This window comes from Serratia sp. HRI (assembly GCF_010119335.3).
GTDB lineage: Bacteria > Pseudomonadota > Gammaproteobacteria > Enterobacterales > Enterobacteriaceae > Serratia > Serratia nevei.
In genome coordinates this window covers 4,026,455-4,039,224 of record NZ_CP083690.1, presented here as the reverse complement: position 1 = coordinate 4,039,224, position 12,770 = coordinate 4,026,455, and the positions used below count along the sequence as shown (strand labels likewise).

Genomic DNA, 12,770 nt, shown 5'->3' with positions numbered 1-12,770 from the left:
CGCGACCTTGCTCATTGGAGGCTATGCATCATGTCAACCATCCTTACCCTCGACAGCGACAGGCTGCGGCTGCGCCCCTGGCGCGACGACGATCTGCCGGCCTTCGCCGCGCTTAACGCCGATCCGCAGGTGATGCGCTATTTCCCGGCGACGATGACGGCCGAAGAAAGCCGCACGCAGGCCGAACGCATCCGCGCCTTCATGCAGCAACATGGTTGGGGGCTATGGGCGGTGGAAGTGAAAGGCGGCGCGCCCTTTATCGGTTTTGTCGGGCTGGCGCGGCCGGGCGACGACCTGCCTTGCTCCCCCTGCGTGGAGATCGGTTGGCGGCTGGCGGCGGCCCACTGGGGCAACGGCTACGCCGCTGAAGCGGCACGCGCTGCGCTGGCGTGTGCCTTCGACACGCTGTACTTGCCGGAAGTGGTGTCCTTCACCGCCGAAGATAACCAGCCGTCGCGCCGGGTGATGGAGCGCATCGGTATGCACTTTGACGGCGAAACCTTCCTGCACCCACGCCTGCCGGCGGGGCACCCGCTGCAAAAACATGTCTTGTACCGGCTGAACCGGCAAACGTGGCGCGAACGCCACGGCGATTAATACAGCGTATCCTTCAGCCGCTGCGGCAGCGCTTGGTCGTACTCCTCACCGTCGAAGCGCGTTTGGCTCACCTCGGCCAAAATATGGCCGGGGCTGGGCAGCGCCGAACGTTCGAGGCGGCTGCCCTCTTCCCAGAGTCCCGAACGCAAGATCGCCCGGCTGCACTGGAAAAACACCGCCTCCACCCGAATGCGCAACACCGAACGCGGCAGCTGATTGCGGTGGGCGAAGCGCTGCAGCACCGCCGGCGCCACCACGATCTCCGCCCGCCCGTTAATCCGCAGCGTTTCGCCGATGCCGGGGATCAGCAGCAGCAGCGCCACCCGGTTGTCGTGCAGAATATTGCGCAGGCTATCGATGCGGTTATTGCCACGCCGATCCGGCAGCAGCAGGGTTTTCTCGTCTTCGATGTGGATAAAACCGGCCGGATCGCCGCGCGGCGAGACATCCATGCCGTCCGGCCCGACCGTCGAGAGGGCGGCAAACGGCGCCGCCTCGATAAACGGGCGGTACGCCGCGTGGATATAGCTGACTTCTTTAAAAACCGAGGGGGCGCCGGGTTTGCCGTACAGCTGTTCCAGCGTCGCGAGGTCGTTGATGGTATCACCAGACATTGCGGTTTCCTGAATGGGCCATGTTGACCCCTTCAGCATAGAGCAAAATCGCCGCCGGGTAACGCGCCTTACCCGGCGCTGGCGTGGTTCAGCGCCTGGATGTCGTCCGCATCCAGCGTCAGGCGCGTGGCGCTGACCAACTCATCCAGCTGCGGCAACGAGGTGGCGCTGACGATCGGCGCGGTGATGCTCGGGCGCGCAATCAGCCAGGCCAGCGAGACCTGCGCCGGGGAGGTGCCGTGCTTGCCGGCCACCTGATCCAGCGCCGCCAGAATGCGGAAGCCGCGCGGGTTAAGGTAGCGTTCGACGATGCGATCGCCGCGCTGGCTTTTACCCTCATCCGCTTTGCTGCGGTATTTGCCGGTCAGGAAGCCGCTGGCCAGCGCGAAGAAGTTGATCACCCCGAGACCATGGCGCTGCGCCACGCCTTCCAGCTCGGCTTCATACTCTTCGCGCGCATACAGATTGTATTCCGGCTGCAGGGTTTCGTAGCGCGCCAATCCGTTGCTTTCGCTCACCCGCAGCGCTGCTTCCAGGCGATCCGCCTGATAGTTGGAGGCGCCAATCGCCCGCACCTTGCCGGCCTTGATCAGCGCATCGAACGCCGCCAGCGTCTCTTCCAACGGCGTATCGCGGTCATCGTCGTGCGATTGGTAAAGATCGATATAATCGGTTTGCAGGCGGCGCAGCGAGTCTTCCACCGCCTGCTGAATATAGCGCGGCGACAGCCCCTGTTTGCCTTCGCCCATCGGTTTGCCCACCTTGGTGGCGATGATCACCTGGTCGCGCTTGCCGCTCTTCTTGAGCCATTCGCCGATGACGCTTTCCGATTCCCCCCCCTGATTGCCCGGTGCCCAGCTGGAATAAACGTCGGCGGTGTCGATAAAGTTGAGCTGATTGTCCACCAGCGCATCCAACAGGCTGAAAGAGGTCGCTTGATCCGCCGTCCAGCCGAACACATTGCCGCCGAAGGTCAACGCCGGCACCTGAATGCCCGAACGGCCCAGTTGTTTTTTGCTCATTGATAGAGGCTCCATGGGTTAAATAATTCGCTTGTTAATTATTAGCGCCGAACACAGAAAGTCGTTAAAACGCATTGGCTATAAGTTAAAACCCAACGCTTATAAACAGAGTAGGCAACAATCGTTAACTTATTCGGAAAATGCTGACGGTTCCTCCTTATTTCCTTCATTTTTATGCCGTCTTCGCTGGCTAAACTAGTATCCTGTAAGGAGTGTCATTTTTGTGGCAATGAGTGCCCGCACCCCTGCCTTTTGGAGAGAGTTTTCACCACCATGAATGCAAAACCCCAACGTCGTTCCCTGCTGCTGCGCCTGCTGGTTGCGGCGATTGCGATCATCGTCGCCGTTCTGGCCTGGCGCCATTTCAGCGCCGCCCAACCGACCGCCGGGACGACGCCGGGCGCGCACCAGGCCGCGGGTAAAACGGGAGCGGGCCGCGCGGCGGGCGGCAGACGCGGCGCACCGATGTCGCCGGTGCAGGCGGCGACCGCCACCCGCCAGACGGTGCCGCGCTATCTTTCCGGCTTGGGCACCGCCACCGCCGCCAATACCGTGACCGTCACCAGCCGGGTCGATGGCCAGCTGATGGCGATCCACTTTACCGAAGGCCAGCAGGTCAAAGCCGGCGATCTGCTGGCGGAAATCGATCCCCGGCCGTTCCAGGTTCAGTTGACCCAGGCTCAGGGGCAGTTGGCAAAAGATCAGGCCACGCTGGCCAATGCCCGGCGCGATCTGGCGCGCTATCAGCAACTGGTGAAAACCAATCTGGTTTCCCGTCAGGAGCTGGATACGCAGGCCTCGCTGGTGCAGCAGACCGAAGGCGCGATCAAGGCCGATCAGGGCGCGGTCGACAGCGCCAAACTGCAGATCACCTATAGCCGCATCACTGCGCCAATCGACGGCCGCGTCGGCCTGAAACTGGTCGACGTCGGCAACTATGTCACCAGCGGCAGCACCACCGGTCTGCTGGTGATCACGCAGACGCACCCGATCGACGTGGTGTTCACGCTGCCCGAAGGCAACATCGCCGATCTGCTCAAGGCGCAAAAAGCCGGGCCGGTGAGCGTCGAAGCCTGGGACCGCACCAACCAGAACAAGCTGACGACCGGTTCGCTGCTGAGCCTGGACAACCAAATTGATACCGCCACCGGCACCATCAAGCTGAAAGCGCGCTTCACCAACGAAGATGACGCGCTGTTCCCCAACCAGTTCGTCAACGCGCGGCTGCAGGTGGATACCCTGCACGATGCAGTGGTAATCCCGACCGCCGCGCTGCAGATGGGCAACGAGGGCAACTTCGTCTGGACGCTCGGTGAAGACAACAAGGTCAGCAAACATCGGGTCACCGCCGGCGTGCAGGACAGCCGGCAGGTGGTGATCAGCGCCGGCCTCAACGCCGGCGATCGGGTGGTGACCGACGGCATCGATCGCCTGACCGAAGGCATGCAGGTGGAAGTGCTCGCGCCGAGCGAAGCGTCGGCGGCGGCCAACGCCAAGCGCGAACCTGACGTTCAGAGGAAGTCCTGATGCAGGTGATGCCTCCCAACGCCGGCGGCGGTCCGTCCCGCCTGTTTATTCTGCGTCCGGTTGCCACCACGCTGCTGATGGTGGCGATATTGCTGGCGGGGATTATCGGCTACCGCGCGCTGCCGGTGTCCGCCCTGCCGGAGGTGGATTATCCCACCATCCAGGTGGTGACGCTGTACCCCGGCGCCAGCCCGGACGTGGTGACCTCCGCCATTACCGCGCCGCTGGAACGCCAGTTCGGCCAGATGTCCGGTCTGAAGCAAATGGCGTCGCAAAGTTCCGGCGGCGCCTCGGTGGTCACCCTGCAGTTCCAGTTGGCGCTGCCGCTCGACGTCGCGGAGCAGGAAGTGCAGGCGGCGATCAACGCCGCCACCAACCTGCTGCCGAGCGATCTGCCCTACCCGCCGATCTACAGCAAGGTAAACCCCGCCGATCCGCCGATCCTGACGCTGGCCGTGACCTCCACCGCCATGCCGATGACGCAGGTGGAAGACATGGTGGAAACCCGCGTGGCGCAAAAAATTTCTCAGGTGACCGGCGTCGGCCTGGTGACGCTTGCCGGCGGCCAACGTCCGGCGGTGCGCGTAAAATTGAACGCCGCGGCGGTCGCCGCCTATGGCCTGAACAGTGAAACCATCCGCGCCGCCATCAGCAACGCCAACGTCAACTCGGCGAAAGGCAGCCTGGACGGCCCGACCCGATCGGTCACCCTGTCCGCCAACGACCAAATGAAGTCTGCCGACGACTATCGCCAGCTGATCGTCGCCTACCAGAACGGCGCGGCGATCCGCCTGCAGGATATCGCCACCATCGAACAAGGGGCGGAAAACACCCGACTGGCGGCCTGGGCCAACAAGCAACAGGCGATCGTGCTGAACATTCAGCGCCAGCCCGGCGTCAACGTCATCACGACCGCCGACAGCATCCGCGAAATGCTGCCGACGCTGATTAAAAGCCTGCCCAAGTCGGTCGACGTCAAGGTGTTGACCGATCGCACCACCACCATCCGCGCCTCGGTCAGCGACGTGCAGTTCGAGCTGCTGTTGGCGATCGCGCTGGTGGTGATGGTGATCTACGTATTCCTGCGCAACGTGCCGGCGACCATTATCCCCAGCGTGGCGGTGCCGCTGTCGCTGGTCGGCACCTTCGCCGCCATGTACTTCCTCGGCTTCTCCATCAACAACCTGACGCTGATGGCGCTGACCATCGCCACCGGCTTCGTGGTGGACGACGCCATCGTGGTGATCGAGAACATCTCACGCTACATCGAGAAAGGGGAAAAACCGCTCGACGCCGCGTTGAAAGGGGCCGGCGAGATAGGCTTCACCATCATCTCACTGACCTTCTCGCTGGTGGCGGTGCTGATCCCGCTGCTGTTCATGGGCGACATCGTCGGCCGCCTGTTCCGCGAGTTCGCCGTCACGCTGGCGGTGGCGATTTTGATCTCCGCCGTAGTGTCGCTGACGCTGACGCCGATGATGTGCGCACGCATGCTCAGCCACGAGTCGCTGCGCAAGCAGAACCGTTTTTCCGCCGCCTCCGAACGCTTTTTCGACCGGGTGATCGCGCAATACGGCCAGTGGCTGAAAACGGTGCTTAATCATCCCTGGCTGACGCTCGGCGTGGCCGTGGGCACCCTGGCGCTGACGGTATTGCTGTACCTGCTGATCCCGAAAGGTTTCTTCCCGGTGCAGGACAACGGCATCATTCAGGGCACGCTGGAGGCGCCGCAGAGCGTCTCATTCAGCAATATGGCCGAGCGCCAGCAGCAGGTCGCGGCGCAGATCCTCAAAGATCCGGCGGTGGAGAGCCTGACGTCGTTCGTCGGCGTCGACGGCAGCAACGCCACGCTCAACAGCGGCCGACTGCAGATCAACCTGAAGCCGCTGAGCGAACGCAGCGACCGCATTCCGGCGATCATCAGCCGCCTGCAGCAGCAGACGGCGCAGTTCCCCGGCGTGAAGCTGTATCTGCAGCCGGTGCAAGATCTGACCATCGATACCCAGGTCAGCCGCACCCAGTACCAGTTCACCCTGCAGGCGATGTCGCTGGACGATCTCAGCCTGTGGGTGCCGCAGCTGATGAATGAGCTGAAGCAAACCCCTCAGTTGGCGGACGTCACCAGCGACTGGCAGGATCAGGGGCTGGTCGCCTACGTCAACGTCGACCGCGATTCGGCCTCCCGCCTCGGCGTCACCATGAGCGACGTGGACAATGCGCTGTACAACGCGTTCGGCCAGCGCCTGATCTCCACCATCTACACCCAGGCCAACCAATACCGCGTGGTGCTGGAGCACGACGTCAGCGCGACGCCGGGGCTGGCGGCGCTCAATGAGATCCGTCTGAGCGGCAACGACGGCGCCGTGGTGCCGCTGAGCGCCATCGCCAAAATCGAAGAGCGCTTCGGCCCGCTGTCGGTCAACCATCTCGATCAGTTCCCGTCGGCCACCGTTTCGTTCAACGTCGCCGACGGCTACTCGCTCGGCGAGGCGGTGGACGCGGTCACCCAGGCAGAAAAAAATCTCAACATGCCAAGGGACATCACCACCCAATTCCAGGGGGCGACCCTGGCCTTCCAGGCGGCGCTCGGCAGCACGCTGTGGCTGATCCTGGCGGCGGTGGTGGCGATGTACATCGTGCTGGGCGTGCTGTATGAAAGCTTCATTCACCCGGTCACCATCCTCTCCACCCTGCCGACCGCCGGGGTCGGCGCGCTGCTCGCGCTGATGCTGGCCGGCAGCGAGCTGGACGTGATCGCCATCATCGGCATCATCCTGCTGATCGGCATCGTGAAGAAGAACGCCATCATGATGATCGACTTCGCGCTGGCGGCGGAACGCGAACAGGGTTTATCGGCGCGCGACGCCATCTATCAGGCCTGCCTGCTGCGTTTTAGGCCGATCCTGATGACCACGCTGGCGGCCTTGCTCGGCGCGCTGCCGCTGATGCTGAGCACCGGCGTCGGCGCGGAGCTGCGGCATCCGCTCGGCGTCTGTATGGTCGGCGGTTTGATCATGAGCCAGATCCTGACGCTGTTCACCACGCCGGTGATCTACCTGCTGTTTGACAAACTGGCGCGCAACACGCATCGCCAGCCGGATACGCAGGAGCTGCCGTGAAATTCTTCGCCCTGTTCATTCACCGGCCGGTGGCCACCACCCTGCTGACGCTGGCCATCGCCATCAGCGGCGCAATCGGCTTTCGCCTGCTGCCGGTGTCGCCGCTGCCGCAGGTGGACTTTCCGGTGATTTCGATCAGCGCGTCGCTGCCGGGCGCCTCGCCGGAAACCATGGCGTCCTCGGTGGCGACGCCGCTGGAGCGCGCGCTGGGCCGCATCGCCGGAGTTAACGAAATGACCTCGATGAGTTCGCTCGGCAGTACCCGGGTCATTTTGCAGTTCGATCTCAGCCGCGACATCAACGGCGCCGCGCGCGACGTGCAGGCGGCGATCAACGCCGCGCAAAGCCTGCTGCCGACCGGCATGCCGAGCCGCCCCAGTTACCGCAAGGTCAACCCTTCCGACGCGCCGATCATGATCCTGACGCTGACCTCGGACACCTACAGCCAGGGGCAGCTTTACGATTTCGCCTCCACCCAGCTGGCGCAGAAGATCAGCCAGACCGAGGGCGTCGGCGACGTTTCCGTGGGCGGCAGTTCGCTGCCGGCGGTGCGGGTCGAGCTGAACCCTTCGGCGCTGTTCAATCAGGGCGTGTCGCTGGATACCGTACGGCAAGCCATCGCCAATGCCAACGTGCGCCGCCCGCAGGGCGCCGTGGAAAACCCGCAGCAGCGCTGGCAGATCCAGGCCAACGATGCGCTGAAAACCGCCGATGCTTACCGTCCGCTGATCATTCATTACAACAACGGCTCGGCAGTGCGTTTAGCCGACGTGGCCGAGGTCAAAGACTCGGTGCAAGACGTGCGCAACGCCGGGATGACCGACGCCAAACCGGCGATCATTCTGGCCATCAGCCGTGCGCCGGACGCCAACATCATCGAAACCGTCGATCGCATTCGCGCCGAGCTGCCCGCCTTGCAGGAGAATATCCCGGCCTCGATTCAACTCAACGTCGCGCAGGATCGTTCGCCGACCATCCGTGCATCGCTGGCCGAGGTGGAACAGTCGCTGGCGATCGCCATCGGGTTGGTGATCCTGGTGGTGTTCATCTTCCTGCGCTCCGGGCGTGCCACGCTGATCCCAGCGGTCGCCGTGCCGGTGTCGCTGGTCGGCTCGTTCGCCGCCATGTATCTGTGCGGGTTCAGCCTCAATAACCTGTCGCTGATGGCGCTGACCATCGCCACCGGCTTTGTGGTGGACGACGCCATCGTGGTGCTGGAAAACATTTCCCGCCACGTCGAGGCCGGCATGAAACCGATCAACGCCGCGCTGCTGGGCGCGCGAGAAGTCGGCTTCACCGTGCTGTCGATGAGCGTTTCGCTGGTGGCGGTGTTTATCCCGCTGCTGCTGATGGAAGGCCTGCCGGGGCGCCTGTTCCGCGAGTTCGCCGTCACCCTGTCGGTGTCGATCGGGCTGTCGCTCATCGTCTCGCTCACGCTCACGCCGATGATGTGCGCCTACCTGCTGCGCCACCAGCCGCCGCGTTCGCAGCGGCGGGCGCGCGGTTTCGGCAAAATGCTGCTGGCGCTGCAGCAGGGCTACGGACGCTCGCTGAACTGGGTGCTCGGCCACTCGCGCTGGGTGCTGGCGGTGTTCCTCGCCACCCTTGCGCTCAACGTCTGGCTGTATATCAGCATCCCGAAAACCTTCTTCCCGGAACAGGATACCGGGCGCCTGATGGGCTTTATCCAGGCCGACCAAAGCATTTCGTTCCAGGCGATGCGCGGCAAACTGGAAGACTTCATGAAAATCGTGCGCGAAGATCCGGACGTGGAAAACGTCACCGGTTTTACCGGCGGCTCGCGTACCAACAGCGGTTCGATGTTCATCTCACTGAAACCGCTGTCGGTACGCAGCGACGACGCGCAGAAAGTGATCGCCCGCCTGCGCGCTCGCCTGGCCAAAGAACCGGGCGCCAGCCTGTTTCTGATGGCGGTGCAGGATATCCGCGTCGGCGGGCGGCAGGCCAACGCCAGCTACCAATATACGCTGCTGGCGGACGATCTCGCCGCGCTGCGCGAATGGGAACCGAAGATCCGCATCGCGCTGGCCGCATTGCCCGAGCTGGCGGACGTCAACTCGGATCAGCAGGATAAAGGTTCGGAAATGGATCTGGTCTACGATCGTGAAACCATGGCGCGCCTTGGCATTTCGGTGTCCGACGCCAACAACCTGCTGAACAACGCCTTCGGCCAGCGGCAGATTTCGACCATCTATCAGCCGCTCAATCAATACAAGGTGGTGATGGAAGTGGCGCCACCCTACACCCAGGACGTGAGTTCGCTGGACAAAATGTTCATCATCAACAACGAAGGCAAGGCGATACCGCTCTCCTACTTCGCCAGTTGGCGGCCGGCCAACGCGCCGCTGTCGGTCAACCATCAGGGGCTGTCCGCCGCCTCGACCATCTCCTTTAACCTGCCGGACGGCGGCAGCCTGTCGGACGCCACCGCTGCGGTAGAGCGCACCATGACTCAGCTCGGCGTGCCGTCCACGGTGCGCGGCGCGTTCGCCGGCACCGCCCAGGTGTTCCAGGACACCCTGAAGTCGCAGCTCATCCTGATCCTGGCGGCGATCGCCACGGTGTACATCGTGCTCGGCGTGCTGTATGAGAGCTATATCCATCCGCTGACCATCCTTTCCACGCTGCCTTCCGCCGGCGTCGGGGCGCTGTTGGCGCTCGAGCTGTTCGGCGCGCCGTTCAGCCTGATCGCGCTGATCGGCATTATGCTGTTGATCGGCATCGTGAAGAAAAACGCCATCATGATGGTCGACTTCGCCCTCGAGGCGCAGCGCAACGGCGGCATCAGCGCCCGAGAGGCAATTTTCCAGGCCAGCCTGCTGCGTTTCCGGCCGATCATGATGACCACGCTGGCGGCGCTGTTCGGCGCGCTGCCGCTGATGCTGACCAGCGGCGACGGCGCGGAGCTGCGCCAGCCGCTCGGCATCACCATCGCCGGCGGCCTGGTGATGAGCCAGCTGCTGACGCTGTACACCACCCCGGTGGTCTACCTTTACTTCGACCGGCTGCAGGCGAAATTCCGCCGCAACAAGCAACTGGCCCCGCTGCCCCATTAATGGCCGACCGATGCTGATGAAACACGCCGCCACGGTACGCTGGCAACTCTGGATAGTGGCATTCGGCTTCTTTATGCAGACGCTGGATACTACTATCGTCAACACCGCCCTGCCCTCGATGGCCGCCAGCCTGGGGGAGAACCCGCTGCGCATGCAGTCGGTGATTGTCTCCTATGTGCTGACGGTAGCGGTGACGCTGCCGGCCAGCGGCTGGCTGGCGGACAAGGTCGGCGTACAGCGAGTGTTTTTCAGCGCCATCGTGCTGTTCACCCTCGGCTCCATTCTCTGCGCCCGCTCGGAAACCCTGAACGAGCTGATCGCCTCGCGCGTGATTCAGGGCATCGGCGGTGCGATGATGGTGCCGGTCGGCCGCCTGACGGTGATGAAGATCGTGCCGCGCGAGCAGTACATGGCGGCGATGACCTTCGTGACGCTGCCGGGCCAGATCGGCCCGCTGATGGGGCCGGCGCTGGGCGGCTTTCTGGTGCAATACGCCAGCTGGCACTGGATTTTCCTGATCAATATTCCGGTGGGGATCGTAGGCGCCATCGCCACGCTGCTGCTGATGCCCAACTACCAAATGCAAACCCGACGCTTCGACCTCAGCGGCTTTATCCTGCTGGCGATCGGCATGGCGTCGCTGACGCTGGCGCTCGACGGCCACAAGGGCATGGGGCTCTCCGGCAGCGCCATCGCCGGCCTGGTGGCGCTGGGCGTAGCGGCGCTGTTGGGGTATGTTTGGCATGCCTACGGCAATAGCCGCGCCCTGTTCTCGCTGCGGCTGCTGCGCACCCCGACTTACAAGATCGGGCTGCTGGCCAGCCTGCTGGGGCGCATCGGCAGCGGCATGTTGCCGTTCATGACGCCGCTGTTCCTGCAGGTGGGCATGGGTTTCACGCCGTTCCACGCCGGGCTGATGATGATCCCGATGATCATCGGCAGCATGGGCATGAAACGCATCGTGGTGCAGGTGGTCAACCGCTTTGGCTACCGCAACGTGCTGGTGGCCGCCACGCTGCTGCTGGCGCTGGTCAGCCTGAGCTTCCTGTTGGCGGCGATGCTCGGCTGGCTGTGGCTGCTGCCGGTGGTGCTGTTCTTCCAGGGGATGATCAACTCGCTGCGCTTCTCGGCGATGAACACCCTGACGCTGAAAGACCTGCCGGATCGGCTGGCCAGCAGCGGCAACAGCCTGTTGTCGATGGTCATGCAGCTGTCGATGAGCCTTGGCGTCAGCGTCGCCGGCATCTTGATCGGCAGCTTCGCCCATCACCAGGTGGTGGCCGACAGCCCGGCCATCCACAGCGCATTTATTTACAGCTACTGCTGTATGGCGTTGATTATCGCTCTGCCCGCACTGGCCTTCGCGCGCGTGCCGGCCGATAGCGCGCCCAACCGCACGCTGACCAAAGAGCCGGGTACCGGTTCAACGAGGTTGCAATGAAGATAGGTATTACCGGGAAACTGTTCCTGGCCATTTTCGCCACCTGCATGCTGGTGCTGATCACCATGCATTGGGGGGTGCGCGTCAGCTTTGAACGCGGCTTTATCGACTACATCAAACACAGCAACGAGCAGCGTATCAACATGCTGAGCGAAGCGCTGGAGGAACAGTACAGCCACCACGGTAACTGGGTGTTCCTGCGCAACAACGATCAGGTGATCTACCAGATCATGCGCTCGTTCGAACAGAACAGCGACAGCAGCCACAACCTGCCGCCCAAGGGCTGGCGCACCCAGTTTTGGGTGGTGGACAGCCAGTTCAACCGCCTGGTGGGCCACTCCGGGCCGGTGCCGAAAGAGGGCCCGCGCCACCCGATCCGCTACAACAACGAGATCGTCGGCTGGGTGATCACCACCCCGGTCGAGCGCCTGACGCGCAACACCGACATCAACTTCGATCGCCAGCAGCGGCGCACCAGCTGGATCATCGTCGCGCTCTCTACCTTGCTGGCGGCGGCGGTGACCTGGCTACTGTCGCGCGGCATGCTGGCCCCGGTCAAGCGCCTGGTGGCGGGCACCCATCGCCTGGCGGCGGGCGATTTCACCACCCGCGTGGCGGTCAGCAGCCAGGATGAACTGGGCCGGCTGGCGCACGACTTCAACCAGTTGGCCACCTCGCTGGAGAAAAACGAACAGATGCGCCGCGCTTTTATGGCCGACGTCTCGCACGAGCTGCGCACGCCGCTGGCGGTGCTGCGCGGCGAGCTGGAGGCGCTGCAGGACGGCGTGCGGCAGCCGACGCCGGCGTCGCTCAGTTCGCTGCAGGCCGAGGTGTCCACCCTGACCAAACTGGTCGACGATCTGCACCAGCTGTCGCTCTCCGATCTCGGCGCGCTGGCCTATCGCAAATCGTCGGTGGACTGCGTGCACCTGCTGCAGATCGCCGTCGCCGCCTTCCACGAACGCTTCCGCGCCAAAGGGCTGGAAATCGTCACCCATTTGCCGGCCCAGGCGCCGCTGTTCGGCGATCCCGACCGTTTGAACCAGCTGTTCAATAACCTGCTGGAAAACAGCCTGCGCTACACCGACGCCGGCGGCCGATTGGAAATCAGCGCCGAGCTGCAGCCGGGGCGACTGTTCCTCTACTGGCAGGACAGCGCGCCGGGCATCAGCGATCAGCAGCTGACGCGCATTTTCGAACGTTTCTACCGGGCGGAAGGTTCACGCAACCGCGCCAGCGGCGGTTCCGGGCTGGGGCTGGCGATCTGCCACAACATCGTGGAAGCCCACGACGGGAAAATCCGCGCCGAGCATTCGCCTTTAGGCGGCGTGCGCATTACAGTAGAATTTGCTACCCCGATAAAAAAGTAAGGC

Annotated in this window: 8 protein-coding genes; 6 read left to right on the top strand and 2 right to left on the bottom strand. The window is 63.5% G+C overall.

Annotation, left to right across the window (positions count from 1 at the left end):
* The first annotated feature begins 30 nt into the window (after nt 1–30).
* Nucleotides 31–597, top strand: a complete 567-nt coding sequence (locus GF111_RS19335) for a GNAT family N-acetyltransferase (RefSeq protein ID WP_147190683.1) — start codon at nt 31–33, stop codon at nt 595–597.
* On the opposite strand, the gene GF111_RS19330 is transcribed toward GF111_RS19335, so the two are convergent.
* A complete protein-coding gene (locus GF111_RS19330) occupies nt 594–1,211 on the bottom strand; it encodes a pyridoxamine 5'-phosphate oxidase family protein (RefSeq protein WP_147190686.1) in 618 nt (205 codons plus the stop codon). The two genes, GF111_RS19335 and GF111_RS19330, sit on opposite strands and share 4 nt — an antisense overlap.
* 68 nt (nt 1,212–1,279) lie before the next feature.
* Nucleotides 1,280–2,233 (bottom strand): aldo/keto reductase, encoded by a 954-nt coding sequence (locus GF111_RS19325; protein ID WP_094461105.1) that lies wholly within the window; start codon nt 2,231–2,233, stop codon nt 1,280–1,282.
* A 273-nt stretch (nt 2,234–2,506) separates the two neighbouring features.
* Here GF111_RS19325 and GF111_RS19320 point away from each other — a divergent pair, with 273 nt between their 5' ends.
* Genes GF111_RS19320 through baeS form a run of 5 tightly spaced genes read left to right on the top strand, consistent with a single transcriptional unit; the run spans nt 2,507 to nt 12,767 of the window.
* Entirely contained in the window at nt 2,507–3,760 is a 1,254-nt protein-coding gene (locus GF111_RS19320; protein ID WP_038873741.1) for an MdtA/MuxA family multidrug efflux RND transporter periplasmic adaptor subunit, read from the top strand.
* Nucleotides 3,760–6,879, top strand: a complete 3,120-nt coding sequence (locus GF111_RS19315) for an MdtB/MuxB family multidrug efflux RND transporter permease subunit (RefSeq protein WP_047730096.1) — start codon at nt 3,760–3,762, stop codon at nt 6,877–6,879. The genes GF111_RS19320 and GF111_RS19315 overlap by 1 nt, the downstream gene beginning before the upstream one ends.
* The gene (gene mdtC, locus GF111_RS19310; protein WP_060434506.1) at nt 6,876–9,956 is read left to right on the top strand and encodes a multidrug efflux RND transporter permease subunit MdtC; all 3,081 of its coding nucleotides are present in this window, start codon (nt 6,876–6,878) and stop codon (nt 9,954–9,956) included. The genes GF111_RS19315 and mdtC overlap by 4 nt, the downstream gene beginning before the upstream one ends.
* A gap of 10 nt (nt 9,957–9,966) precedes the next feature.
* Complete coding sequence (locus GF111_RS19305) at nt 9,967–11,397, top strand: MFS transporter (RefSeq protein ID WP_047730094.1); 1,431 nt, start codon at nt 9,967–9,969, stop codon at nt 11,395–11,397.
* Nucleotides 11,394–12,767 carry a two-component system sensor histidine kinase BaeS gene (baeS, locus tag GF111_RS19300; RefSeq protein WP_060434510.1) on the top strand — a complete coding sequence of 458 codons (1,374 nt, stop codon included), beginning with the start codon at nt 11,394–11,396 and terminating at the stop codon, nt 12,765–12,767. The genes GF111_RS19305 and baeS overlap by 4 nt, the downstream gene beginning before the upstream one ends.
* Nucleotides 12,768–12,770: the final 3 nt, after the last annotated feature.

What these genes read in the sequence shown, in the direction of transcription:
- GF111_RS19325 (WP_094461105.1), bottom strand. Translation starts at nt 2,233, where the DNA reads ATGAGCAAAAAACAACTGGGCCGTTCGGGCATTCAGGTGCCGGCGTTG.
- GF111_RS19305 (WP_047730094.1), top strand. Translation starts at nt 9,967, where the DNA reads ATGCTGATGAAACACGCCGCCACGGTACGCTGGCAACTCTGGATAGTG.
- GF111_RS19320 (WP_038873741.1), top strand. Translation starts at nt 2,507, where the DNA reads ATGAATGCAAAACCCCAACGTCGTTCCCTGCTGCTGCGCCTGCTGGTT.
- GF111_RS19335 (WP_147190683.1), top strand. Translation starts at nt 31, where the DNA reads ATGTCAACCATCCTTACCCTCGACAGCGACAGGCTGCGGCTGCGCCCC.
- GF111_RS19330 (WP_147190686.1), bottom strand. Translation starts at nt 1,211, where the DNA reads ATGTCTGGTGATACCATCAACGACCTCGCGACGCTGGAACAGCTGTAC.
- GF111_RS19315 (WP_047730096.1), top strand. Translation starts at nt 3,760, where the DNA reads ATGCAGGTGATGCCTCCCAACGCCGGCGGCGGTCCGTCCCGCCTGTTT.
- baeS (WP_060434510.1), top strand. Translation starts at nt 11,394, where the DNA reads ATGAAGATAGGTATTACCGGGAAACTGTTCCTGGCCATTTTCGCCACC.